Raw genomic sequence first — 25218 nt, forward strand, 5'->3', positions numbered from 1 at the left:
TGCACCGGGGCTTATCCCGCGGCCGTGAACACCGTCAGCACGCCGGTATAACCATACAGGTGGTTGCGGGCGATCTCGCCGCCGGCAAAGAAGCCGACCAGCGGTACGTCGCCCAGAGCGCGCCGCACGATTTGAAGCTCGGCGCTGGGCGCGCCGAAATGCGGCCCGCCACGGCCCGAACAGCTGACATAGATGGCGCCGGCAATGCGCCGGGCCGGGTGTGGTGCCGACTGGGCCTCGGGCAGGTTCAGCGCCGTCGCCACTTCCAGTGTCAGTTCTTCGGGCTCCAGTTCTTCGCGGATTTCGGCGCAGATGCGCACCAGGTCAGCGCGCGCGGCCTCGGCATTGCGTTCGCAAAAAGCCAGCTTCATGCCGACGCTGGCCACATCGGCAATCGCGATGCCCTTGCGCGTCGGGTCGAGCCCGATGAGGTGGCGCACCACGACCTCGGCGCCAAACTGGCCCGAACGCTGCCGGGTGACATCGTTCGGCAAGTCCACGTCATGGCTCAGGCCGACCAGCGTGGTGCGGACCTTGGCCAGCGCCTCGCGGGGTTGCTCCAGCGACACGCCCAGGTCAGCCAGCAGCACTTCAAGCGCCGGCCGGCCATCAAGTTCGATCACGACGTTGGCATCGCAGGCGGTGATTTGATAGGTGTTTGACACCGGCCGGCAACCCTGGGTCACGCGTGACATCAGGCCCATGCTGCCCGATGCGTCACGCGCAAACGCCACGCCGCTCAAACCGCCACTGAACACGCCGCAAGCCGCGCCTTGGCCTTTCAGGTTGCCATGGCCGCTGAGCGCAAACTGCACCGTGCGGCTCCGGCTCGATGCCAGGCCGCCGAACACATAGCCGCTTTCGGTGCGCTCGGCCATCTCGGCAATCAGTTCGGCCACGTCGGGCGTGGCCGCATCGGCATGCACCAGCGCAGTGTGCGCGGTGAAAACACCCGAATTCGCTGACGGCAGCGGTGACACGCCGGAAAACACGCGGTAGTGGTCGTGTGGCAGTTCGCACAGCATCACGGCCATGGCCGGTTCATCGAAATATTCGACGTTGTTCGACGCAATGCCGACGCCCACGGTGCCACTCCAGTCGGTGATGAAGGGAAGTTCGGCGCTCAGATGGTCAAGGATTTCCTGAGCCTGGCCCGCATAGTGGTCAGTGATGTAGAGCAGCGCCAATGTCGGCGAGGAAGCATAGGCTGGTAGCGCCAGGTAGCCACGCAGTTGCGCGAGCACCAGGGCGGCCGCCATGTTCCATTGCGGATGAGTGGCGTGGCCGTAGGGGAAAAGTTTCATAAAGCAGGAACGCCGTTAGCCGTTAAAAGTGAATTCTGATCTGAATGTGGCACATCAGGCGCAACCCTGCCGAAAGCAGGGTTCCCCGGCAGGGCTTGATGTGCGCAAGAACCAAGGCCGCTGCCCCCTGCCGACGTTCAGCCGGGACACGTCAGCGCGTCGTCTTGCGTGCCGGCGCCTTGGCTTTGGCTTTGGGCGCTGCTTTGGCTGCTGGTGACTTGACGGCAGCTGACTTGCCCGCGCCGGTTTTCGCGGCCGTTTTCCTTGCGGGCGCTGCGGCTGTTTGTTTCACAGCGCCAGCCTTGGGCCAGCCGCCAGCCATGGTCTTGGTCGCGGTCTCGGCCATGTTCTTGGCCATGTCGGCAGCGGTTTTGAACGAGTCCTTGGCCATGTCAGCGGCCATATTTTTGGTCGGATCGATGGCGGTGGTCTTGGCCACTTCCTTCATGGCCTCGGCGGCAATGGCCTGGAACTGCTGGGTCAACGCGCCCCACCACTGCATCGGGTCAGCCATGCCGGTCGCTGGCGCGTCGCTGGACTCGGGCGCGGAGTCCGGGGATTTTGCGCTGGCGTCCGGGCCGGTGTCTGCTTTTTCCTTGCTGGCCTGAAAGGCTGAAGGGGGAATCTCAAGCCCGGCAAAGCCCTTGGGTTTGTCGGCCGTGCGCGGCGTGCCGGCCAGCGGGCTGTCGCCGACCTTGAGCTTGAAGGCATTGGCCACCTCCCCCATGTTGAAGTTCATGCCCTTGAGGGTGGCCAGCGTCATTTTTTGCAGTTCCAGCGCCTGGATGGTGGCCTTGAGCGCTGCCGCATTCTGGTCGAGCCAGAATTGCACCGCCTTCAGTTCCTGCACGCGCTTGTCCAGTTCCTCGACATTGAGCGTGGGTGCAATCCAGTTCCCAAGGTTGGGCAACTGCGGCATGGCCTGCGTCGTGCTGCCGGCAGCTTGCTTGGTCAGGTTTTGCAGAAAATCAAAGCCTGGGACCAATTTGCCAAAGTCGGGAAAGGGCGGGGTGTTTGCATTGCTCATTGAAGTGTCTCCTTGGCGGTTATTGCAGTGTTGCGTTTGTCAGGTCAGGCTCCGGCAGCCCTGTGGGCGCAAAGGGAAAGGGAACCCCGGCACACGACCTGATTGTGCAGCGTGGGAACATCTCGTCAACCGGTTTTTTGGATGCGTTTGTTGGAAATTCCCTGCCGTTGGCGTGGCGTCGGCGGCACTGCGAAACTTAAAGCCAAAATCGTTTTTTATTGCTGATGAGCTCTTCTTGATGCGCTTCTGGTTTGATAGCGTTTCAAGCCATTCTTGAGGTCGTGCCCGACGAGAGCGCCATCCTCAGCGCCGTGATTCATGGTGATGGGCCTGGCTGCTAAGCTTGGGCCATGAAAAGCCTGTTTCACCTTGCCTTCAATGTCACCGACCTGGACGAGGCGCGCCGCTTTTATGGCGACGTGCTGGGCTGCGCGGAGGGTCGATCAACCGCCACCTGGGTGGACTTTGACTTCTTCGGCCACCAGTTGTCGCTGCACCTGGGCGCGCCTTTCAAAACCGCAAGCACCGGCCATGTCGGCGAGCACCTGGTTCCCATGCCGCACTTTGGCGTGGTGCTGGCGCTGCCCGACTGGCAGGCGCTGGCCGGGCGTCTGCAGGCGGCAGGCACGACGTTCTTGCTGGCGCCGCAGGTGCGCTTTGAAGGCCAGCCGGGCGAGCAGTGGACGATGTTTTTTTGCGACCTGTGCGGCAATCCGATCGAGATCAAGGGCCTGCGGTCGCTGGACACGCTTTACGCGGCTTGAGGCGCGTGCCGGCCTGCGCTCGGGCTGGCATTTAGGCTCGCAACACGTCAAGCCGGCGGCGTGATTTCCTGCTCGATCGCGCCGAACAGCGACTGCCCGTTTTTGCCCTTGACCTCAATGCGCAGGGTGTCGCCGAACTGCATGAAACGGGTGGTGGGCTGGCCGGTGTCGGCTGTTTCAACGGCGCGCTTTTCGGCGATGCAGTTGTAGCCCTGTCGCCAATCCGCGTGGCTGACCGGGCCGGCGCCGACGATGCTTCCGGCGCTCACCGGCCGCGTTTTGCACAGGTGCGACAACAATTGGCCGAAATGAAACGTCATGCCCTCGCCGGCGTCGCACAGGCCGACCTTGCGGCCGTTCCAGGTGGTTTGCAGGCCCAGGCCGAGCCGCCCCTGGCGCCAGGCGTCGCCGGCCTCGTCAGGCGTGACGGCCACCGGGCCAAAGGCAGTCATGGGCCGACCCTGCAGCACGCCCAGGCTGCGCAGGCAGATGTCACTGCCCAGCATCAGCAGGCGAATGCCGGCCAGCGCCTGTTCGGGGCTGGCGCCCATCGGCACGTCCCCGGTGATGACGGCCAGTTGCGCTTCAAAGTCGATGCCACCCGCTTCGCTGGCCAGCACCACGTCATCGCGCGGACCGATGAAGCCGTCGCTGCGGCCCTGGCGCAGCAGCGGCTCGGCGTACAGCCCCGCGGGCAGATCGGCCGCCGGCAGGCCTCCCAAGCGTTCGATATGGCTGGCGTACGCCGGGCCGCTGACCCACTGGTAGGCGCGCGGCAGTGGCGCCATGCAGCGCGCCGGATCAAACGCAAACGCATGCCGCGCCTTCCCGCTGTTCAGCAGTTCATACAGGTCCTGCAGTTGCGGCGCCATGAAGCGCCAGTCGTCCAGCACCTGCTGGAGCCGGTTGGCGATGCCGGTCGCATAATGAGCGGTTGACAGGTCGCGCGACACCACGACCAGCTGGCCGTCGCGCGAGGCGTCCTTGTAGGTAGCGAGTTTCATGATTTCCAGAATAAATGAATGGTCGGGTGATGTGTCCTGACAGGCTGACTTCCGACATACCGGCAACAGACCAGATTGTGCCGCGCCATGCAGCGCCGCCCTGGCGCACCTTGGGCCTGCTGGCCGCCGGGGTGCTGGCTGCCCATGCGCTGGTGCTGCAAACCCGGCCGTCCCGCTTCGGACCGTCGCAAGAGCCGACGTCCCGCAGCGTGGCGGTGATGACCACCCGCAGCATTGCCCTGCCGCCAGCGGCCGCCAGTCCGCCCCCCGTCCAGGCCACGCCTCCTGCGCCCACGCCACCCAAACCAATCGTCACGTCTGTCAAAAAGCCGATTTTCAAGAAAAAAATGCCTCTTGCGCAGGACCAGTATACGCAATCAGCTATTGATTCAATAGCATCACGTGACCCGCTTCCGGCCAGCGTCGATGAAGCGCCAACCCCGCCAGAGACGCAAGGCGCTGCCCCATCCACTGAGTTGCCAGAAGCCGCACCCGCACGCGAAGGTCCCGCCAGCAGCGCCACGGCAGCCACCCCGACGCCGCCCGACAGTGACGCGGCAGCGCCATCACCGCCACTGCCACTGCCACCGCCACTGCCACCGCCACCGCCGCCGCCACCAGCCACCCAGACGCCGGTCACCGCCATGGCGCTGGCGACCAGCGCCCGGCTTGACTACCGCATGACCGGCAGCGCCAAGGGCCTGACCTACCATGCGCAAGGCGAACTGCTCTGGGAAAACGCCGGCGGCAGCTACAACGCGCGCATGACCGTCAAGGCATTGTTCATCGGCTCGCGCACCCTAAGCAGCACCGGCCAGATCAGCGCCCAAGGGCTGGCGCCCACGCGCTTTTCCGACAAGTCGCGCACCGAGGTGGCGGCCCATTTCGAGCCCGACAAGGGCCAGATCAGCTTCAGCGCCAACACGCCCACGGTGCCGTGGGTCCAGGGCGCACAGGACCGGGTCAGCGTGTTCTTGCAGCTTGGCGGCATGCTGGCGGGCAACCCGTCGGGCTTTCCGGCAGGCTCGACCATTTCAACCCTCACCGTCGGGCCGCGCGCTGCGGACAACTGGACCTTTGTGGTCGAAGGCCCGGAATTGCTCGCGCTGCCTTTCGGTGAAACGGCGACCGTCAAGCTGTCACGCCAGCCCCGGCGCGACTACGACCAGAAGGTTGAAATCTGGTTTGCACCGGCGCTGGACTACCTGCCGGTGCGCAGCAGGATCACCCAGGCGAACGGCGATTTTGTCGATCAGGAACTGAGCGATCTGACCCGTCCCTGAGAGCCTTGCCCTACCGCGCCCTCTTGAAGTTGCGGCAATCGTGGCCATCTGCGGACAAAGGATATTTCAATGCAACTGCTTTACGACTCGGAATCATTTGTGGTGGTACAGATTCACGCGAATGCGCCCGAAGACTCGGCACCCCGGCCGGCCGTGCCCCAACTGGCCCGCCACGGCTATGAAATCGTGGACAAGCGCTCCGGCAAGCAGGTTTACCTAGACGGTTCCTGGGCAGAGATGTTCCAGCAGCGCCTGAGCGGTTGGGAAAAGCAAACGCCCACGCAAGAAGAGGTTGAGGACACGCTGGAAGGCTACAGCGGCCTGGCAAACACGCCGGTTTCCCTGCACTGACCACTGGGTGAGTCCATCCGCAGCGAGAGCACCGTGAAGTCCGTGACGGTCCCGGACAAAAAGACCGCCAGATGCCAACCGCGCAGCAGCGCACCAGTCAAGGCTTTAGTATTCGGCCATGCTGCTTACTTCCAGACTCTTTACACCCGTCCATTTCGCCGTACTTCTGGCCGCTTCCTCCGCGTTGATGACAGCGGGTTGTGCCGGTCGACCCGAACTGCCCATCCTTGAACAGACCGGCAGCCGTGCGGCTGCCCAGACAGCGACCCGGCTGGAGGCCTTGCTGCCCGCCGATGTGCTGATCGTCGGCGAGCAGCATGATGCGCCGGCACACCATGAAATTGAGCAGCAAATCGTCTCCAGCCTGGCGAGCCGCGGTCTGCTGGCCGCCGTGGCGCTGGAAATGTCCGAGGTCGGTGTCAGCACCGCGAAGCTCAAACCGAGTTCGACCGAAGAGCAGGCGCGCAGGGCATTGAAATGGGACGACAAGTCCTGGCCGTGGAGCGCCTACGGGCCTGCGGTGATGACCGCGGTGCGCGCAGGCGTGCCGGTGCTTGGCGCCAACCTGCCGCGCGACCAGATGCCGTCCAGCATGAATGACAGCAAGCTGGATGGACAGCTTCCCGGCCCGGCGCTGAAGGCGCAGCAGCAAGCCATCCGTCTCGGCCACTGCAACTTGCTGCCCGAGAGCCAGATCACGCCGATGACGCGCATCCAGATTGCCAAGGACATCACCATGGCCGCTACCCTTCACCAGTTGCTGCTGCCTGGCAAAACCGTGGTGCTGCTGACCGGCAACGGCCATGCCGACCGCGCCCTGGGCGTGCCGCAACACCTGCGGGCCGACGTGAAGGCCAAATCACTGCAACTGCGCGCGGGCGATGGTGCGGCCACCGACAGGCTTGACGCTTTTGACGGCGTCTGGCCGACGCCGGCATTGCCCGAAACCGACTACTGCGCCGAATTGAAGGCGCAGTGGCCTGCAGCCGGCAAGTAGCTTGGTGCAGTCCCCCGGACAGCCAGGGGCGGCCGTTGCCTCTCAGGGTCGCAAAACGATCTTGGCCGATGCAGTGCGGCCTTCATCAAGGTCCTGAAAGGTGCGCTGCCCCTGCGCCATGGGCCGTTCCTCAACCCAGGCGAGGTCTCCGAACACGCCCGCATGCAGGGCGGTCACCGTGGCGCGCAAGTCGGCGGTGGTGTAGGTGTAGGTGCCCAGCAGCGTGATTTCAGACAATGTCAGCTTGCGCATGTCGATTTCGCTGGCCCAGTCCTGCAGGCCCACATGCATGACCACGCCACCGGGCCGGATGGCGACAAAGGCCTGCTGGCGCGTCACCTTGGCGCCCACCGCGTCGAGCACATAGTCGTACTGATTTTCAGCGGGTGTCTGTTGGCGCGGGTCCAGGGTTTCACAGCCGACATGGGTTTGCACAGCCTCACGCCGCAGGGAATTGGGCTCGCTCAGGGTAAGCCGGACGACGCCCAGGTGCTTGAGCAGCAAGGCGGCCAGCATGCCGATGGCGCCGCCGCCGATCACCAGCACGCGGCATTCATGCACCGGTCGCGGCAGCACGCGCAGCGACAGGTTGACGGCGTGCCAGGCCGTGGCCGCTGGTTCGGTCAACGCAGCTGCCACATCGGACATGTCTTGCGGCATGGCGATGAGGGAGGCGGCCGGAATGCTCATGTACTCGGCATAAGCACCGGGCCGGGTCATGCCCACCATGGTGCGGTTGGAACACAGGTTGTTGCGGCCCTGCACGCAGTAGTCGCAGACACCACAGGTAATCAGCGGATTGCCGGTAAATCGCGTGCCTGGCTTAAAACCAACTGCCGCCGATTCAACCACCGTGCCGACAAACTCGTGGCCCAGCACCAGTCCCGGTTTGCGCCGGGGGTCGTGGCCATGCCACGCATGCATGTCGGAGCCACAGATGCCGACCGCATCAATTTTGAGCACCACTTCACCATCGGCCAGTTCGGGTCGTGGGAGTTCCTGCAGTTGCAGTTCATTGGGTTGGGTGTAGACCAGCGCTTTCATCAAATAACTCCTATTTCAGTTTTTCAACGCGCAGTGAAGCCGCCATCGACCATCAGCGTCTGCCCGGTGATATAGGCGCTGGCCTCACTGGCCAAAAACACGGTTGCGCCATGCAGGTCGGTCAGTTCTCCGTTGCGCCCGATACAGGTTTGCGCGGCATTACGCTCAGCCAGCTCCGGGTTGTCAAACACAGCGGCCGTCAGCGCAGTCGGAAAAAATCCCGGACCGATGGCATTGCAGGTGATGCCGTGCGGCGACCATGCCTGGGCGATGGCGCGTGTCAGCTGCACCACGCCGCCCTTGCCGGCGCCATACGGCGCGCTGTTGGCAAAAGCACGCCAGCTTTGAAGCGAAGCGATATTGATAACGCGGCCCCAGCGGCGGTCCTTCATGCCGGGCGCCAGCGCCTGCGTCAGAAAAAACGGTGCGGAAAGATGCAGCGCCAGCTGTATTGCCCAGCTTTCTGGAGTGACTTCCAGAAAAGGCTGACGCAGGTTGATGCCGGCGGCGTTGACGAGGATGTCAACGCCGCCCAGCAACGATTCGGCTGCAACCGCAACCTCCTGGAGCGCGGCGGCATCGGCCAGATCCGCCGCCAGGGTGGTGGCAGTGATTCCTTCGGCCCGCAGGCGTGCGGCGGCAGCGTCGAGTTCAGGCTGGCGGCGCGCCACCAGCAGCACCTGCGCGCCCGCCAGTCCCAGCGCACGGGCCATGGCTTCGCCGATGCCGGAATTGCCGCCCGTTATTAGCGCCCGCCGGCCCGACAGGTCGAACAGTTGCGCAATGCTCATACCGACACCGGCTCGCCCAGGTCGAACGCAGTACCGGGAAAGTATTTGGCCAGCCGGTCGTCCGCCGTTCGGGCATGGGCCTCCATGCCTTCCAGGCGTGAAATGCGCGCAGTGACTTCGCCAATGTTGCGGGCGCCCTCGCGTGTCATGCGCTGCCACGTCAGGGTTTTCATGAACTTGTGAACAGACAGGCCGCCTGAGTAGCGCGCCGCGCCCTTGGTCGGCAGCACATGGTTGGGGCCGCTGGCCTTGTCACCAAAGGCCACCGTGGTTTCCTCGCCAAGGAACAGCGAGCCGTAGGAGGTCAGGTTGTCCAGCCACCAGTCAAGATCGCGGGCATGCACTTCCAGGTGTTCGCTGGCGTATCGGTCTGACACTTCTGCCACCTCCTCGCGGGTGTCGCACAAGATCACTTCGCCGTAATCGCGCCAGGCGCTGCCGGCGGCGTCACGCGCTGTAGGCGGCAGTTTGTCAATCAACTCGGGCACCCGTTGCATCACCTGCTCGGCCAGTGCCCGGGAAGTGGTGAACAGCCAGGCCGGTGACTCATGGCCATGTTCGGCCTGGCCGACCAGGTCACTGGCAACGATGGCCGCGTCAGCGCTGTCGTCTGCAATGACGCCGACCTCTGACGGACCGGCGAACACGTCGATGCCGACCTTGCCAAACAGGGTGCGTTTGGCTTCGGCAACGAATTTGTTACCGGGTCCGACAATGACATCTGCAGGCTGACCCGTGAAAAGGCCATAGGCCATCGTGGCGATGGCCTGCACGCCGCCCAGCGTCATGATGACATCGGCACCGGCCCGGTCGAAGGCGTACAACAGGTACGGATGCATCGGACCCCCACGAAACGGCCCCGAGCAGGCGATGATGGTTTTCACCCCTGCCGCCTTGGCCGTGGCCACGCCCATATAGGCAGAGGCGATGTGCGCATAACGCCCGGCAGGCGCGTAACAACCGGCCACATTGACCGGCAATACCCGTTGCCCGGCGGTCACGCCCGGATGCAGACCCACCGAAAATTCATTCAGCGAACGGCGCTGCGCCAGCGCAAAGTCGCTCACCTGCTTGATCGCAAAATCAATGTCCCGCCGCACCTGGTCAGGCACCTCGGCGCTGCGCCGCTCGATTTCGGCGCGGCTCACCACGATCTCGCCCTCCCACTGGTCGAGCTTTTTGGCATAGGCGCGCACCGCCGACTCGCCGTTGACACCAATCTCGCCAAGCATGGTGGTTACAACTTGCTGGGCACTGGCTGTTTCTGTTTCCGGCGTCTTGTCGGCTTTTTTCAGGTAGGTCACAGTCATTTCAATCTCCTTAGGGCGGTCAATAAAAATTCAATCAAACAAAAACGCCGTCAACCTCATTTGAAAGCGCTTACAAATTCAGGCTTTAAAAAGCACCTCCATGACACGCATGAAGGTGCTTTGGGTGACTTACTGGCTGCGGTTGGCAAACTCGCGCAATTTGGGGTTTGTGTTGACACGCTTCATATAGACATCGGTGATGTAGTCAGTGCCCGGCGGTGTGGTGTTGATCGCGCCGGTGCCGCGCATGAAGGTGGCAATTTGCCCAAACCAGCTGTCCATGTCGGACGTACCCCGGCTGCGGTCCATATGGGCAAGCTGCTGCTCCAGGCTGAAGGTCGGTCGCTTGGCAAACTCTTTTTGCAGCGAAGCGTCGGAGACATTGACGCCGCCCTGTTCATAGAATTTGCGCATCATGACCAACGCTTCTGGCCGGTTGGCATTCATCCACGACCAGGCGCGCAGGTAAACGGCGAGAAATTTCGCAACTTCCTCGGGATTCTGCTCGGCGTACTCACTGCGTGCCACCAGCGCACCCGGCACAATGGCGCCGCCATCCTTGCCCGAGCAAAGTTGTACAGCGCCAGCCTTTTCTTCCACCGAATAGGTGTTGGGCGCCCAGAGTCCGGCCAGGTTGGCGCCGCCCGAAGCCAGCGCCGAGATGATTTCGGACTGGCCCATGTTCTTGATCATCACGTCCTGCTTGGTCAGCCCGTACTTTTTCAGGCACGCCTGAACGGCAAAATCTCCGGTTGAATTGCTGGTGAGCAAAATCGTCTGGCCTTTGATCAATGCCGGATTCTTGGAGAACTGATCGGCCATTTCCTTGCTGACCATCAGGGTGTTGGCGTCCGATTCGTCATTGGTCAGGCCAATGGTTTTAATGCCGAAGCGCATGTGGCCCAGCACAGCCGGCACAGAACCTGTTCCGCCCACATCCCATGACTTGGCCGCAGCAGCAGCCATCTGCGGTACACCGGCCGGGAAGATGCTGAACACCGGCTTGAGCCCCACTTCAGCCCACCAGTTCTTCTCTGCGGCAACAAAAAACGGCAAGGACCAGTACAACGCCGGCTGGTAGCTGACCTTGATTTCGGTGAGTGGTGCCTGCGCTTGGGCGCACAGCGTGGCGCTGGCGACAAGGGTGCCCAGCAAGGTGTTGCGCAAAAAAGTTTTCATGGGAATCTCCTGAAGTTATAAGTACAAAAATCCGGTGCCGGTATCAATGGATTGCCGCTTCATGCTGGTCGCGGAGCAATTTCCATATCTGGGTGCGAAGGTGAACAAAAGTGGGCTGGTCCATGACGTCCTCAATGCGCGGCAGGGCGTCCCAACCCTCGGCTTCACGAATGGATTTGATGTCGATGATTTCCCGGATCGTGCCCGGCCGGCGCGACATCACCACGACGCGGTCGGCCAGGTAAACCGCCTCTTCCACCGCATGGGTGATAAACAGCACGGTGCGCGGATGCTTGCGTGCCAGGCGTACCAGTTCTTCCTGCATCACCACGCGCGTCTGGGCATCAAGCGCGCCAAAGGGCTCATCCATCAGCAACACCTTGGGGTCCAGCACATAGGCTCGGGCAATCGCCACCCGCTGCTGCATGCCACCCGAGAGCTGATGCGGAAAAGCCTTTTCGTAGCCCTTCAATCCCATCAGATCGATGTATTGCTCGATGCGTTTTTTCCTTTCGGGCGCCGCGATACCCAGCGAATGCAAACCGAACTCGATGTTGTCCCAGACGGTTTTCCAGGGGAAAAGCGCAAATTGCTGGAACACCACCGCACGGTCTGGACCGGGGCGAGTGACCACTTCGTTGTCCACCATCACATGGCCGCCCGTGGGGTGTTCAAGTCCTGCCGCCATGCGCATGCAAGTAGTTTTACCGCAGCCCGACGGCCCGACGATGGCGACAAACTCGCGGTCGCCGACCTCCAGGTTGACGCCCTTGAGCGCAACAAAGTCCTGGTTGCCCTGGTGAAAGGTGCGCTCCACGTTGTTGAAATGAATGATGGCCATAGGTTTCCTGGGCTAAAGTTTTTTAAGGCCGTGTTTACAGTCCACGACGGGTTTCAATCGTCTTCTGCAGACGCTGCAGCAGCACATCAATGACCAGTCCCACCAGGCCGATGGCGATCATGCCGCTCATCACCGTGGCGGTAGACAAGCCAGCCTGCCCCTTGACCATCAGGTAACCGACCCCGCTGGACGCCACAATCAGTTCCGCACCCACCAGCGATTGCCAGGCTAGACCGGCAGAGATGCGCAGGCCAGACACAATGGATGGAACGGCTGCAGGAAGCATTACCTGCGTGATGCCGCGCCAGGGTCCTGCGCCCAGCATGCTGGAAGCTTCGATGTATTTGCGGTCCACATATTTGGCGCCGCGGTAGGTGTTGATCAGTACCGGCGGCAGTGCCCCCATGAAAATGATCAGGATTGGCCCGCCAATGCCGGTGCCAAACCACAGTGCGGCAAAAGGCACCCAGGCAATCGGCGCGACAAATCGCACAGCTTCAAACAAAGGCCCGACAATCTTGTCCACCCAGCGAAACCAGGCCATCAGCAATCCCAGCGGGATGCCGACACACACCGCCAGAATGAAACCCATGGCAAATCGTTTCAGGCTGGACAGCAGATGCATTTGCAGCGTGTAGCCCGCAAACGGCTCATGCGTCAACTCGATCAGGCGCGAGAAGATTTCCCACGGCGCGGGCAAAAAAGTGCGCGGCACCAATCCCGACAAGGCCATGGCGGACCAGAGCAAGAAAAATCCGGTGGCGCCCGCCAGACTCAGGGCCCAGAAGCGGCCTGCGGGCAAAGGGGATTGCAGCATTTACGTGTTCCTCCATGGCATCACTTTTTTCTCCAGCCAGCCCAGGCCCAGCGTCATCAGCCAGCCGGTCAGGGCCACGCTCATCATTCCGACCAGGATCATGGGCGGGTAAATGTCCTGCGCGCCCTGGTTCAGGATTTGCCCCAGTCCCGCGATGGCACCCACCAGTTCAGCCGCCACCAGAGTCGTCCACGACGCCTGCAATGACAGTCGCAGCCCGGTGAAAATGCTGGGCATCGCCCCGGGAATCAGCACCTCTTTCCAGTAGCGCCAACCGGTGATATTCAGCATGGCACTGGCCTCCAGCAGCGGACGCTCAATCTGGCGCACGCCGCTGAAAGTGTTGATAACCGAAGGCACAAAGGCGGCCACGAAAATCACCATCACCTTTGCGGCATCGCCCAATCCAAGCCACACGATGGCCAGCGGAATCCAGGCCAGTGGCGGAATCGGGCGCAAAAACAGGAAAGCCGGGTTGGCCAGCGCCTCCACCGTGCGGCTGGCGCCCATAGCCAGCCCCAGCACCACGCCCAGGGTAGATGCCACCACAAAACCCATCGTGACGAGCCGCACGCTGCGCAGCACATGCTCGTGCCAGCGTGCACTGCTATAGCCCTCGAACACAATCTGTTTCCAGGCGGCCAGGGTTTCAGCCGGGGCTGGAAACCGCATGCGAGAAATCAGGCCCGAGCCATCGGTCAGTCCCCACCAAATCAAAACCAGAATGCCCAGGGTCAGCAGTACACGCAACAACCCTCGGCTCCACGAAAAAAGTAGGGGGCCCTTCTCAATGGAAGGGCTGGCGGCCAAGGGCTGAACGGTTTTCGCAGATGTCACCAAACTCTCCAGAATTGATTTGTAAGCGCTTTCATTATTCGACGCTCGACCATTGGCTGTCAATAAGGTGTGACCGTTCATTTATTAGAGTAAACCCGGTCACTGACAAGTCAAATTAAAGCTGTAAGCGCGTACATTTAAATCCTATGACTACGCCTGAAAATAGCCACCCCACCATTGACGATGTCGCCCGCCTGGCAAGCGTATCGACCGCGACGGTGTCACGCGTCCTGAACCGGCCCGAGTCGGTTAGCGAATCCTTGCGAAAGAAAGTCACTGCAGCTGTGGCACAGCTGGGCTATGTGCCACATGCCGGTGCGCGTGCGCTGATGCTGCGGCGTTCCGGCACGGTCGGCGCCGTGTTTCCGACCGTGGACAATGCCATCTTTGCCACTGCGATTGATTCGCTCCAGCGCCGCCTGGCGCAGTCGGACATCCAGTTATTGATTGCCACCAGCGGTTATGACAAAACCAGTGAAATGCGCCAGGCCATCAACCTGGTTACCCGGGGGGCTGATGCGCTGGTGCTGTGCGGATTCAGCCAGCATCCCGACCTGCTGCGCTTCATGGATCAACGCAGCCTGCCCTGTGTCCATGTGATGGTCCATGCACCGGACAACCAACATATCAGTGTCGGCTTTGACAATGTTGCCGCCATGGCCCAGGCAACGCAATACCTGATCGATCTGGGTCATCGCCACATCGCCATGCTGGCCGGCGTGACGCTCGACAATGACCGTGCATTGCAGCGGGTCGAAGGCGTGCGTCGGTCATTGCAGGCGGCCGGGCTGGATTTGCCAGCCGGGCGCCTGGTGGAACGAGCCTACGCGCTGGCCGATGCACGAGACGGGCTGCGCCAGCTGATGGCGCACCAGCCAGCACCCACGGCGGTGATCTGCGGCAACGACGTGCTGGCCTTTGGCGCCATGCTGGAAGCGGCCAGCCTGGGCTTGCAGGTGCCGCACGACCTGTCCATCGTGGGTTTTGATGACCTGGAGATGGCGCGGCACCTGCAGCCCGCACTGACCACCGTGCGGGTTCCCACGCAAGCCATGTGGAGCACAGCGGCCGACCGTCTGGTGGCCGCAATACGCGGAGAGTCGGTCCAGCGCAGTACCAAAATCGACGTGGCGCTGGTGGTGCGCCAGTCCACCGGGCCGGCGACATCAGGCAAACAGGGTTGAAGCCAGCGGGCATTCAGCCGCTGCAAAATATTCCATCCCGGCAAATCCCGATCTCATGGCATGGTCAGGCCGCGCCACAGCAGGCTGGTACTGCCGGCGATCAACAGCACCCACACCGCCTGAATGACGCGTTCCGCAGGCATGCGCGCATGCAGATGGCTGCCCGCCAGATAACCCAGAATCGCACACGGCAGCAACGCAAACGCCAGCGGCAGCAGTCCGTCCTGACGGTAAAACCCGCTTCCGGTGAAAAGCACCAGCCGGATCAGGGCGGTGCCGAAGATCAGCACGCCAATGGTCGCGCGCATCACGGTTTTGTCGGGCAGGCGCCGCGCCAGGTAGATCATGTAAACCGGCCCGCCCGTGCCATACAGCGCCGTGAACGCGCCACCCACCATTCCGGCGGGCACGGCCCACCGGGACGAAATGGGTGCAGTCACCGCCTTGCGCAGCAGGCTCCAGCTGGCGTAAGTGAGCACAAAGATGCCCAGCACCATCAGCAGCCAGCGTTCGCTCACCCGTACCAGCAAGGTCACACCCACCACCATGCCGATCAGCAAAAAAGGCAGCAAGCGCAGCAATTCGCCTCGGTCCAGGTATTTGCGGTTCTTCAGGCCCAGCAACAAGCCGGCAAAAAGATCAAACACCAGCATCATCGGCACGGCAAAGCGCAAGGGAAAGAAATGCGCCAGCAGCGGAATGGCAATGATCGCCGCGCCGAATCCGGTCAGGCCGTACACGGTGTACGCAACCGTCACGATCAGCGCGGCGCTCAGCAGCGTAAGCCAGGGCAGGTCGGTCACGCGCTCACGGCCTTGCGTTGGCAGGCGGGCGCCGTGAGCGCCAGCATTGTCGCTGCAGCCAGCCGTCTGAGGGCATCACAACACAGGCGCACAAACCTGCTGCTGTCGGGGTAAAACGCCATTGCTTGACACACATGGCCCCTTCAATACTTGATCTGCGGCGCAGGCACTCCCTCGATCATCACGTTCAGGCAGGCCGGCAGGCCGCTGGCCTGGGCACGCTGTACAGCCGACGCCATCGCCTGCGGCTCGGTCACCAGTTCGCCATGACCGCCGAATGCCTGCACGACAGCGTCATAGCGCATCGGACGAAGCTCGCAGCCCACCAGCCGGTCCGCACCGTAGTCGCGCAACTGGATCTGGTATTCGGCATTCCAGCGCGCATCGTTGCCAACCACCGACACAAAAGGCAGTCCGTAGCGCATGGCCGTGTCGTATTCAGCGATATGAAATCCGACCGTGCCGTCCCCCATCACCGCCACCACCGGCGCTTGCGGCTGCGCGCAACGCGCGGCCAGGGCATACGCAAGACCCGAGCCGATCGAGCCCGCCACGCCGTTGTTGACCCGGTGCGGCGCGTTCAGGCAAGCCATCGCCCACTGTCCTATTTCACCGCCATCGCACACCAGCACCGATTCGGGATGGCTGTCGAGCAGCGCTTGCAGCGGCCTGAGCATTTGCACGGGATGAAGCTTGCCGGTCAGTTCCGATGTCACGCTGTCCCATTCAGGCGGACGGTAGGCGACCGCCCCGCGCACGTCGGCGAGCCATGCGTACGGGGCGCCGCTGGAAGCCGCCTGCGTCAATGCCGACAGCGACGAGAAAGCATCGGCCAGCGCTGTGACGTGCAGACGCTCGCCGAGCGCGTTGCGTGTGCGTTCGATTTCGGCCGGTTCGGCATCCACCTGATGCACGATGGTTTGTGCCGACAAGGCCGGAGCCTTGCCGAATTTAAGCGTGAAGTCCACCCTTTTTCCGACCAGCAGCACGCAGTCGGCCTGCGCCAGCATCTGTGCAAAAGCACCCAGGCTGGCATCGGCGATGCCGCGTGGGCTTTCCATGCCGATCACCGGCACACCGCTGGCCGCTTCCAGTGCAGCCAGCATCGCGCGGCCCGGGCGGGTCATGCAGGCCGGGCCGGCAAGGATCATGGGACGCTTGGCTTGGGACAGGCGCTGCATCAGGTCGCTGGCGGTGGCCCAGTCCAACGCCATGGTTTCGGGCTCGAAGGCATCGGCCACCAGCGCCGGTGCCTCGGCCAGGTCATCGAGCGCGTCCGTGGGCAGGTTCAGGTTCACCGGCCCGGGCCTGCCCGATCGCGCAATACGGATCGCCCTGGCAATGTCGCCGGCGAGCTGGTCCGGCCCGGCGCATGTCCAGGCGGCCTTTGTCACCGGCACCGCCATCTCGGCCTGGCGCATTTCCTGAAAAGCGCCCAGTCCATGCTGGTTGTTCGGCGCATGGCCAGACAGCAAAACGACCGGCGATTCGGCCATCTGCGCGGTGTACAGCGCAGACACCGCATTGCCATGGCCGGGGCCTCCGGTGACCAGCGCCACGCCCACCTCGCCGGTGATGCGCGCATAGGCATCGGCCATGTGCACGGCGCTGGCTTCGTGGCGCGTGTGGATGAGCTCGATTCCCGAATTGAACGCGGCGTCGTAAATCGGCATGATGTGGTTGCCCGAAAGCGTGAAGATTCGGCGCACGCCGGCTGTCTTGAGCGACTGGATCAGGGCATCACAGCCACGGTTGCGGGAAGCGGTGTTCATGTATCGGCCTTTTATTTCAATTCAATCTGGAGTTCGCGGCCCAGGCGTTCATACACCTGGTACTGGTCGGAAGCGAATTTTCTGGTGTCAGCGGGCTTCATCACCCGCGGAATGCTGCCGGCTTTTTCAGTCGCGGCAGTCCACTGGGCATCCTGCGCGGCAGCAGCCAGTGTGTTCACCCAGCGGTTTGTGATTTCCTTGTCCAGGCCAGGCGGGCCATACAGCGCGCTCCAGCCAATGACCGTTTCAAGTTCCGGATAACCTGCCTCGCGCGCTGTTTGCACGTCTGGCAGATCCTTGAGTCGTTCTGGCGTCGTGGTCATCAGCGCCTGCAGCTTGCCGCCCTTGATATTGCCGATCATCGACGTGAGGTTTCCACAACTGAAATCCACATCGCCCGACAGCACAGCCATGGCCGCTTCACCACCGCCCTTGTAGGCCACCGGCACAGCGGCGTTCTTGCCGAGCTTGAGCACATCGAACAACAGTTGGGGACCAAAGTTCAGGATCGTCGCAGGGCCAGTGGTGCTGTAGTTGAGCTTGCCAGGATTGGCGCGCAGCGCATTGACCAGGTCCGCCATGGTCTTGTAGGCCGATTCGCTGCGCACTGCGCAGACCACCGGATTCAATTCCAGCAGGCCAAGGAAAGTGAAGCTGTCCCACCTGTAGTCCAGCCCCTTTTGCAGTGCCGGCAGGACGACCTGCGAGCCCACACGGGCGAGCAGCAGGGTGTAGCCGTCGGGTTTGGCGCCCTGCACTGCAAGGGAACCAATGGCCCCGCCCGCGCCCGCCCGGTTCACGGCGATCAGGCTCTGGCCCAGGGTGCGTTGCACCACGACGGACAGATTGCGCGCAGCGACATCGGCATCGCCCCCGGCGCTGAAGGGCACGATCAGCGTGACCGGGCGATCGGGGTAGGGGTGGGTTTGGGAGCTTGCCTGAGGTGCGATGGCAGACAGACCGGCCCACAGGACCAGGGTATACGGGATGGAATGCACGACGTCTCCTGTTGTTCAGATTAGAAATTCGGGCGCCAACCGGCTGGCCTGCCATGAAAAGGTCAACGCGCACGGGGCGCCTTGTTCAAGCGTTTCAAGAAACGATTGCATCCTCCTCTTGCAGGATCGTCTGGCCAGGCACGACGCGGGTGAAGTGAACCGGTTCGCGGCGCATCGACAGCGCCTGGCCGTCCTGCGTCACGACGATGTAGCTGGAGCCTTCGAGGTCGCCGGTGTGCGGATGGTCTTCGCGGAAATGTGCGCCGCGCGAGTCTTCGCGGGCCAGAGCAGAAGTCGCGATCACGCGGCCCACGGCGATCAGGCTTTTCAGGTTGAGCCAGTCGTGCCAGCTCAGGTTGAAGGCGCGGTCGCCATCGGCCACGCCAATGCCCGATAGCCGTTCGTCAAGTGCGTTCAGGGTAACGAGTGCGCGCTGCAGGCCTTGTGCAGTGCGCAAGATGCCGACGTCTTGCCACATGCAGTCGAACAGGGCCTCGCGAATCGCCTCGATGTCTCCGGGCGCCTGTGAAAACGGCGCCAGGTGCGATGCCATGCTTTGCCCGATCGCCGCTTCGTCCGGTTCGCGCAGGCGGCCCTGGCTTTTTACCCAGGCCGCCATGCTGTCGCCGGCGATGCCGCCAAACACCGTGGAATTGGCCACGCCGTTGCCTCCCAGGCGGTTGGCGCCGTGCACACCGCCCGTGTCTTCGCCAGCGGCAAACAAACCGGTCAGCGCCGTGGTGCAGTCGGCTTTGAACACCACGCCGCCCATCATGTAGTGGGCGGTGGGCACCACTTCCACCAGGCCGCCTGCCAGATCGAAACCGCAATCACCGCAACGCTCGACCATGCCCTTGAACTGCTTGCGCACCTTCTCCGGCCCGAGATGCGACATCTGGAGGTACACGCCGCCATTCGGCGACGTGCGGCCTTCGCGCATCTCGGAAAAAATGGAGCGTGACACGATGTCGCGCGTCGCGCGCTCCAGCCTCGGGTCGTAGCGGTCCATGAAGCGCTGGCCGTCGCCGTTGAGCAGGTAGCCGCCCGCGCCGCGCAAGCCCTCTTCCAGCACCGTGCCGGTCATGCGCGTGCCCGTGCCGGCAAGCAGGCCGGTGGGGTGGAACTGCACCATTTCCATGTCGCGCACCGGCAGGCCGGCCCGCAGCGCCATCGCCAGGCCGTCACAGGACTTGTCGCCGGAAGGGGTGTGGTACTTGTACATGGTCGGGCCGCCGCCGGTGGCGAGCAGCACGGCCTTGGCCTGCACGAACACGAAGCCGCCGTCCCGCATGTCGATCATCAGCACGCCCGCCAAGGCGCTGCCATCGGCTGTCTTGATCAGCTCGATGGCGCGGTGCTCTTCAAGCCGGGCAATGCCGCGCGACCAGACCTGTTCGGACAGCCGGTTGATGATCTCGATGCCCGTCAGGTCGCCCTTGTGCACGGTGCGGTCGAAGGTCTGGCCGGCAAAGGCTTTCTGGTGCACGGTGCCATCGGGGTTGCGGTCGAAAAAGCAGCCCAGCTCGTTTTCAAGCTCGTGCACCCGCTCGACCGCCTTGGTCACCAGCGTCCAGGCCAGGTCCTGGTCCGACAGCCACTTGCTGCCTTCGATCGTGTCCATGAAATGCCGCTCGACCGAATCGCCGGCGGCCAGCGCGACGTTGTAGCCGCCCTGCACCATGCGGGTACAGCCGCATTTTCCGAGCAGGCCCTTGACGGCGACGGTGATCGACAGGTCGGGCGCCGTCTGGTGCGCATGCAGGGCGGCAAACAGGCCGGCGCCGCCGGAGCCCAGGATCAGGATGTCGGTCTGCAGTCGTTTGATGTTCATGCCGTCACTCCCAGGCTGGCCAGCGCTGCGGCCCTGTTGCCTGCCGTGCTTTGCTTGAGCTCGTCATACAGGCTGCCGCCATGGCTGTCCATTGCCACCAGCAGCGGGCCGAAATTGCGAATCCTGAATTTCCAGAGCGACTCGGGGTTCAAATCGTCCATGTCGACGTCTTCGATCTGCTCGATCCAGGTGGTTTCCAGCGCGGCGGTACCGCCGACAATGGCCAGGTAGACGCCGCCCAGCTCCCTGAATGCAGACAGCGAGCCGTCACGCAGGCCGCCCTTGCCGATGACCATGCGCACGCCGTAGTCGGTCATGAGCGGCCGGGTGAAGCGCTCCATGCGGTCGGAAGTCGTCGTGCCAATGCAGATCGGCCGGTAGCCGGCCGGGTATTCAGCAGATTTCTCAACCTTCTGCACATTCGGCGCGGTATGGATCACGGCATGGCCGTGCATGTCGAACCTGGCCTGGCGCCCATGGTCGAACATGTGGATCTGCGTCGCATCGCGGATGCCGAACAGCGTGGCTTGCAGGGTGACCGTGTCGTTGATGCGCAGCTGACGGATTTGCGCCTCGGTGACCGGCGTGGAGAGTTCGTGATGCGCCATGCTGAGTTCCTGAAAAAGTTCTAATAGCCGTAGGTCACGCCTGCAGGCGTGAAGGTTGCGCGGGCGCGCCGCGCCGAATGGCACTGCATGTTGACGGCGATGGGGTTCATGGTGATGTGTGTCGAGGCCAGCTCGATCTGCACCGCGAACGCCGTCGAGTCGCCGCCCAGGCCCTGCGGTCCCACGCCCAGCTGGTTGACTGCGGCAGACAGCGCCTCTTCCAGCCGGGCGCCTTCCGGATCGCTGCAGCGGCTGCCCAGTTCGCGCGTGGCCGCGCGCTTGGCCAGCGCCACGCTCAGGTCGGAGGTGCCGCCAAGGCCCACGCCGACGATGGTTGGCGGGCAGGTCTTGCCGCCGGCTGCCAACACACAGTCGATCACAAAGGTCTTGATGGCGTCGATGCCCTCGGCCGGAATGGCCATTTTCAGGAAGGAATTGTTTTCCGAGCCGCTGCCCTTGGGGATCATTTCGATGTCCAGCAGGTCGGGCGTCGGGCTGAAATCAATGTGAATGACAGGCACCTCAATGCCGCAGGAGGTGTGGTTGTTCTTGCGCGTCAAAGGATGCACCACCGAGGAGCGCAGCGGATGTTCGCGGGTGGCACGTTCGCAGCCCCGGCGTATCGCCTGCTTGAGCGCGTGGCCGTCCACCTCTACGTTCGAGCCGATCAGCAGGTTGTAGATGGGAATGCCGGTGTCCTGGCACAGCAGGTTGTCGGTGGCCTCGGCGACCTGGATATTGGTCACCATGGTTGCCAGCACGCTTTGGGCGGTGGCGGCGGTTTCAGTCCGGGTCAGCCGGTCCAGCCCGGCCTTGACATCGGGCGGCAGCATCTTGAGCGCGCGGATGTACAGCGTCATGGCGGCGTCTTCGACCGCTTGCAAATCAATCTTCATCGGGTTTTTCTCTTGTCAGTCGGTGGTTATCTTGCGGTTTTTCACGAGGGTGGCCCATTGCATGGACTCGGCATCCATGGCCTTTGAAAATTCGGCCGGGGTGTTGCCCACCGGGGTCATTCCCTGCACGAACAGGCGCGCCTTGGTGTCAGACTCGGCCAGCACCTTGGCCGTGTCGATCTGTATTTTGGAAAGAATGCCCTGGGGCGTGCCGGCGGGCGCCAGAAAACCGAACCAGCCAGTGTTTTCGAAGCCCGGCAGGCCGCTTTCGGCCACGGTGGGAACGTCAGGCAGTTGCGCTGAACGCTGCTTGCCCGTCACGGCCAACGCGCGCAGCCGTCCCGGGCCCAGCAAGGCAGAAGCCGCGGCAAAATTGCCCACCATCATCTGGATCTGACCCGCAATCAGGTCGTTGTAGGCAACCGATTCGCCCCGGTAAGGCACATGCCTGATTTCGATGCGGGCGGCATCGGCAAAGTTTTCGCCGGCCAGATGCACCTGGCTGCCTACGCCGGCAGAGCCGAAGTTGAGCGCACCTGGCGATTCCTTGGCCAAGGCGATCAATTCTTTCACGCTCTTGACCGGCGCGCGGTCAGGCACCACGAGCAACATCGGCCCGCTTGCCACATTCGTGATGGGCGCCAGGTCTTTCCTGGTGTCAAAAGACATGTTTTTGTAGATGTGCGGATTGATGGTGATGCTGCCCGAGGCCATCAGCAGCGTGTAGCCGTCGGCCGGCGATTTGGCCACCATGTCCGCACCCAGGTTGCCGCCAGCCCCGGCGCGGTTTTCGACAACCACCGGCTGGCCCCAGAGCACCGAAAGCTTCTGGCCGATCATGCGTGCAACCACATCGGTTGAGCCGCCCGGCGAAAAGGGAACGACCAGGCGCACCGGCTTGACGGGCCAGCGTTCTTGCGCCGTGGCGGGCATGGCGCCCCATGCGGCAGCCGTGACGACGGTTGCGGCAAAAACGCGGCCCAGGGCTGAACGTCGGTTGAAGGTCATGTCGTTGTCTCCTTGTTATTGAAAAGCAGGCCTACAGCACAGCCTGGAAAAGTCAGGAAAAGCCCGTGAAAGTCAGGAAAAGAGTGACAGGGCAAAAGCCATTCCGGCAGCGGCAGCGAAACCTGCAGCACCCGCAATCCAGTCTTTGCGCAGACCCGAGGCACTGCCGAACTCGATCAGCAGCAGGCGCACGCCGCCCATCATGTGCAGCGCCAGCAGGACCACCAGGCCCCATTCGGCAAACTTGAAAAGCCCCTGGTCGGCGAAACGCAGAAAACCGTCCAGCGCGGCGGCCCCCTGCAAGGCCTGGCCCAGCGCCCAGAAATGCAGTGGCAGAAATGCCGCCAGGCCCAGGCCCGACAGGCGATGCATCAGGAAAGCCCAGTAGGCTGGATGCGCACGGGCGCGCTGGTCGTTGCGGCGCTTCATGCCGCCACGACCGCCACCACGGCACGCAGGCCCATCACCAGCAGCAGCAGCCCGAAGGCCCGCGAGAGCCAAAGCGCAGCACCTTCCCCCAGGCCCCACCACTCACGGGCAATGTTGGCCACGCCGACGGGCACATGCACCGCGCAGGCCACGACAAACACAGCGTAAAACACGGCAAAGCCCCAGTTGCCCTGCGTGCGGCCCAGGATTTCCCCGGCGCTGAGCCCGCCGCGCACGGCGTAAATCATGACCGCCAGATGCACCAGCACGCACAGCGCCAGCACCATGGCGCTGATCCGCTGCCAGTACCAGCGCTTGGCCTGCGCCACCCCGGATGCCTGTGTGGCGCTCACAGCTCGCCCCGCACGGCCGCCCTGGCCACCTTGCGCTTGAGGCCGGCAATCGACATCGTCGGGGCGAGCTGTTTGGGACAGCGTTCGGTGCAGGAACCCTGCGTGTGACAGGAATGGCAGCCCGCGTCGCCGGCCACCGCTCGCAACCGTTCGACCTGCTGCACGTCCCGCACGTCGTTGGCCAGCGTCCAGGCGCGGTTGAGCGCCGCCGGACCCAGGTAGTCAGGCTGCCAGCTCACCACGTCGCAAGACGCGTAACAAATGCCACAGCCGATGCATTCAATGCCGGCGTCGGCCGCCTTGCGTTCCGGCGACGCCGGCTCGACCTTGGCGAAAGGCGCGTCGCGCGTGAGTTCGCCCTTGAACTGACCCTTGGCACGCGCCCATTTGTCAAAGAATTCGCTCATGTCGGTGGCCAGGTCCTTGATCACCGGCAGGTTCGACAGCGGCGCGATTTCCAGTTCGCCGTCGGGCGCCACCTTGGAAATGTGCGTCCGGCAGGTCCAGCGCGCCTTGCCATTGACGGTCATGGCGCAAGAGCCGCACATGCCCACGCGGCAGGCAAACCGGTAGCTCAGCGAAGGCTCCAGATGGCGCTGGATATAGGTCACGACATCCAGCACGGTCTGGCTTTCGTTGCGCGGCACGTCGTATGCCGTGAACCCGCCGGCTTCTTTGCCGCGCCATACCTTCACTTTGAGAGTTTTATGCATGGGCGTATTTTTGATTTGGCCAATAGAAAATAAAAGCCAGTAATAATTTCCTGAAAGTAAAGTATTTATTTATCTCGCGGTGTTCACGGGGCGACACCTGCCCTTTCAAGAACTGGAAACAAAATGCGTTCAGTACGGACCTTCAAAACTTTTCTGGCAGTGGTTCAGCACGGCAGCTTTGCGGCAGCCGGCCATGCCATTGGCCTGACGCCGGCGGCCATTGGCCTGCAGATACGCAGCCTGGAGGAAGACTTGAACCAGCAGCTGTTTGACCGGGCCAAGCGTTCGGTGGTGCTGAACCCGGCCGGGCGCAAGCTGGTGCCGGCCATTCAGGACCTGGTGCTGCGCCATGAGGCACTGGCAGCCGGCAGAGACAACGACGGACTGTCGGGTACCGTTGTGATGGGGGCGCTGATCTCGGCGTTGATGGGGTCGTTTGCCGATGCGCTGTGGACCATCAAAAAACAGTATCCGCGTCTGGAGGTACGTCTGCTTGCCGGCCAGTCTGACGACTTCATGCGCAAGGTGGAACACGGTCAGCTGGACGGCGCGGTGGTGATCAGGTCACCACATGCGCTGCCCTCGAACCTGGTCTGGACACCGCTCTACCGCGAACCCATGGTGTTGATCGCGCCTCGCCACCCGCACTTCGACCGGTCTGACGATCCAATCGAAATGCTCCGCAACAGCCCCTTCATCCGCTTCGACAAAACCACCTGGACAGGTTATCTGGTGAGCGAGGTCTTGCGGCAGTGCCATGTCAACCCGACCGATGCCATGGAACTCAATTCGTTCGAGGCCATCATGGAAATTGTGCGCCAGGGTTTCGGCATTGCCATCGTGCCGAAGCTGGCGAACGTGGACTGGTCAAGTGACCGGGGTTTGATGATCATTCCCCTGCCCGGCGTGGTGCTTGAACGCGACGTGGGCCTGCTTGAGCGCACCAGCCACCTGCGAACGGGGTTTACTGACGCAATCAAGCAGTACTTCATCGTTCACAAAAAGCAGCTCGGCCAGGATGCACTTGGCTGAAGATGCGGACAGCCATCCTGATTCTTGACCAAATCAAGCCTT

General features: G+C 62.9%; 26 protein-coding genes. 6 read left to right on the top strand and 20 right to left on the bottom strand.

The window, feature by feature from the left end; translation table 11 throughout:
* Nucleotides 1-11 precede the first annotated feature (11 nt).
* On the bottom strand, nt 12-1304 hold the full coding sequence (locus tag IWX87_RS10055; RefSeq protein ID WP_196863387.1) for an FIST N-terminal domain-containing protein: 1293 nt from the start codon (nt 1302-1304) through the stop codon (nt 12-14).
* A 151-nt stretch (nt 1305-1455) separates the two neighbouring features.
* On the bottom strand, nt 1456-2331 hold the full coding sequence (locus IWX87_RS10060) for a PhaM family polyhydroxyalkanoate granule multifunctional regulatory protein (RefSeq protein ID WP_196863388.1): 876 nt from the start codon (nt 2329-2331) through the stop codon (nt 1456-1458).
* Nucleotides 2332-2681: 350 nt separating this feature from the next.
* Between IWX87_RS10060 and IWX87_RS10065 the strand changes: the two genes are divergently transcribed.
* Entirely contained in the window at nt 2682-3095 is a 414-nt protein-coding gene (locus IWX87_RS10065; protein WP_196863389.1) for a VOC family protein, read from the top strand.
* Between the two features lie 47 nt (nt 3096-3142).
* Here IWX87_RS10065 and IWX87_RS10070 read toward each other — a convergent pair whose 3' ends face one another.
* Nucleotides 3143-4099 carry a fumarylacetoacetate hydrolase family protein gene (locus tag IWX87_RS10070; RefSeq protein ID WP_196863390.1) on the bottom strand — a complete coding sequence of 319 codons (957 nt, stop codon included), beginning with the start codon at nt 4097-4099 and terminating at the stop codon, nt 3143-3145.
* A 29-nt stretch (nt 4100-4128) separates the two neighbouring features.
* On the opposite strand from IWX87_RS10070, the gene IWX87_RS10075 reads away from it, so the two are divergent.
* The 3 genes from IWX87_RS10075 (at nt 4129) to IWX87_RS10085 (ending at nt 6730) form a co-directional block, all read left to right on the top strand.
* Entirely contained in the window at nt 4129-5382 is a 1254-nt protein-coding gene (locus IWX87_RS10075) for a DUF3108 domain-containing protein (RefSeq protein WP_196863391.1), read from the top strand.
* Between the two features lie 69 nt (nt 5383-5451).
* On the top strand, nt 5452-5733 hold the full coding sequence (locus IWX87_RS10080) for a DUF3567 domain-containing protein (RefSeq protein ID WP_196863392.1): 282 nt from the start codon (nt 5452-5454) through the stop codon (nt 5731-5733).
* Nucleotides 5734-5851: 118 nt separating this feature from the next.
* Nucleotides 5852-6730: a ChaN family lipoprotein gene (locus IWX87_RS10085; RefSeq protein WP_196863393.1), complete on the top strand. Its 879-nt coding sequence runs from the start codon at nt 5852-5854 to the stop codon at nt 6728-6730.
* Between the two features lie 42 nt (nt 6731-6772).
* On the opposite strand, the gene IWX87_RS10090 is transcribed toward IWX87_RS10085, so the two are convergent.
* From IWX87_RS10090 to IWX87_RS10120, 7 genes are all read right to left on the bottom strand, one after another.
* A complete protein-coding gene (locus IWX87_RS10090; RefSeq protein ID WP_196863394.1) occupies nt 6773-7774 on the bottom strand; it encodes a galactitol-1-phosphate 5-dehydrogenase in 1002 nt (333 codons plus the stop codon).
* Nucleotides 7775-7797: 23 nt separating this feature from the next.
* Nucleotides 7798-8565 carry an SDR family NAD(P)-dependent oxidoreductase gene (locus IWX87_RS10095; RefSeq protein ID WP_196863395.1) on the bottom strand — a complete coding sequence of 256 codons (768 nt, stop codon included), beginning with the start codon at nt 8563-8565 and terminating at the stop codon, nt 7798-7800.
* Entirely contained in the window at nt 8562-9875 is a 1314-nt protein-coding gene (hisD, locus tag IWX87_RS10100) for a histidinol dehydrogenase (protein WP_196863396.1), read from the bottom strand. Before hisD ends, IWX87_RS10095 begins: the two co-directional genes overlap by 4 nt.
* A gap of 129 nt (nt 9876-10004) precedes the next feature.
* Nucleotides 10005-11054: an ABC transporter substrate-binding protein gene (locus IWX87_RS10105; protein ID WP_196863397.1), complete on the bottom strand. Its 1050-nt coding sequence runs from the start codon at nt 11052-11054 to the stop codon at nt 10005-10007.
* A 43-nt stretch (nt 11055-11097) separates the two neighbouring features.
* Nucleotides 11098-11895 carry an ABC transporter ATP-binding protein gene (locus IWX87_RS10110; protein WP_196863398.1) on the bottom strand — a complete coding sequence of 266 codons (798 nt, stop codon included), beginning with the start codon at nt 11893-11895 and terminating at the stop codon, nt 11098-11100.
* 34 nt (nt 11896-11929) lie between these two features.
* The gene (locus IWX87_RS10115; protein ID WP_196863399.1) at nt 11930-12712 is read right to left on the bottom strand and encodes an ABC transporter permease; all 783 of its coding nucleotides are present in this window, start codon (nt 12710-12712) and stop codon (nt 11930-11932) included.
* On the bottom strand, nt 12713-13549 hold the full coding sequence (locus IWX87_RS10120; protein ID WP_280757222.1) for an ABC transporter permease: 837 nt from the start codon (nt 13547-13549) through the stop codon (nt 12713-12715).
* Nucleotides 13550-13695: 146 nt separating this feature from the next.
* On the opposite strand from IWX87_RS10120, the gene IWX87_RS10125 reads away from it, so the two are divergent.
* On the top strand, nt 13696-14733 hold the full coding sequence (locus tag IWX87_RS10125) for a LacI family DNA-binding transcriptional regulator (protein WP_196863401.1): 1038 nt from the start codon (nt 13696-13698) through the stop codon (nt 14731-14733).
* Between the two features lie 53 nt (nt 14734-14786).
* Here IWX87_RS10125 and IWX87_RS10130 read toward each other — a convergent pair whose 3' ends face one another.
* The 10 genes from IWX87_RS10130 to IWX87_RS10175 form a co-directional block, all read right to left on the bottom strand.
* Nucleotides 14787-15536 carry a sulfite exporter TauE/SafE family protein gene (locus IWX87_RS10130; protein WP_280757224.1) on the bottom strand — a complete coding sequence of 250 codons (750 nt, stop codon included), beginning with the start codon at nt 15534-15536 and terminating at the stop codon, nt 14787-14789.
* A gap of 143 nt (nt 15537-15679) precedes the next feature.
* A complete protein-coding gene (locus IWX87_RS10135) occupies nt 15680-17308 on the bottom strand; it encodes a thiamine pyrophosphate-binding protein (protein ID WP_196863402.1) in 1629 nt (542 codons plus the stop codon).
* 11 nt (nt 17309-17319) lie between these two features.
* Entirely contained in the window at nt 17320-18306 is a 987-nt protein-coding gene (locus tag IWX87_RS10140) for a tripartite tricarboxylate transporter substrate binding protein (RefSeq protein WP_196863403.1), read from the bottom strand.
* A 94-nt stretch (nt 18307-18400) separates the two neighbouring features.
* On the bottom strand, nt 18401-20137 hold the full coding sequence (locus tag IWX87_RS10145) for an L-aspartate oxidase (RefSeq protein WP_196863404.1): 1737 nt from the start codon (nt 20135-20137) through the stop codon (nt 18401-18403).
* Nucleotides 20134-20745, bottom strand: a complete 612-nt coding sequence (locus tag IWX87_RS10150; RefSeq protein ID WP_196863405.1) for a fumarate hydratase C-terminal domain-containing protein — start codon at nt 20743-20745, stop codon at nt 20134-20136. Before IWX87_RS10150 ends, IWX87_RS10145 begins: the two co-directional genes overlap by 4 nt.
* Nucleotides 20746-20765: 20 nt before the next feature.
* Entirely contained in the window at nt 20766-21641 is an 876-nt protein-coding gene (locus IWX87_RS10155) for a fumarate hydratase (protein ID WP_196863406.1), read from the bottom strand.
* 15 nt (nt 21642-21656) lie between these two features.
* On the bottom strand, nt 21657-22649 hold the full coding sequence (locus IWX87_RS10160; protein WP_196863407.1) for a tripartite tricarboxylate transporter substrate binding protein: 993 nt from the start codon (nt 22647-22649) through the stop codon (nt 21657-21659).
* Nucleotides 22650-22721: 72 nt separating this feature from the next.
* Complete coding sequence (gene sdhC, locus IWX87_RS10165; RefSeq protein WP_036806829.1) at nt 22722-23078, bottom strand: succinate dehydrogenase, cytochrome b556 subunit; 357 nt, start codon at nt 23076-23078, stop codon at nt 22722-22724.
* Entirely contained in the window at nt 23075-23365 is a 291-nt protein-coding gene (locus IWX87_RS10170; RefSeq protein WP_196863483.1) for a succinate dehydrogenase, read from the bottom strand. Before IWX87_RS10170 ends, sdhC begins: the two co-directional genes overlap by 4 nt.
* Nucleotides 23366-23427: 62 nt before the next feature.
* Nucleotides 23428-24144 (bottom strand): succinate dehydrogenase/fumarate reductase iron-sulfur subunit, encoded by a 717-nt coding sequence (locus IWX87_RS10175; RefSeq protein WP_196863408.1) that lies wholly within the window; start codon nt 24142-24144, stop codon nt 23428-23430.
* Between the two features lie 123 nt (nt 24145-24267).
* Between IWX87_RS10175 and IWX87_RS10180 the strand changes: the two genes are divergently transcribed.
* Nucleotides 24268-25176 (top strand): LysR family transcriptional regulator, encoded by a 909-nt coding sequence (locus tag IWX87_RS10180; protein ID WP_196863409.1) that lies wholly within the window; start codon nt 24268-24270, stop codon nt 25174-25176.
* Nucleotides 25177-25218: the final 42 nt, after the last annotated feature.

This window comes from Polaromonas sp. CG_9.7, assembly GCF_015752205.1.
Classification (GTDB): Bacteria; Pseudomonadota; Gammaproteobacteria; order Burkholderiales; family Burkholderiaceae_C; genus Polaromonas.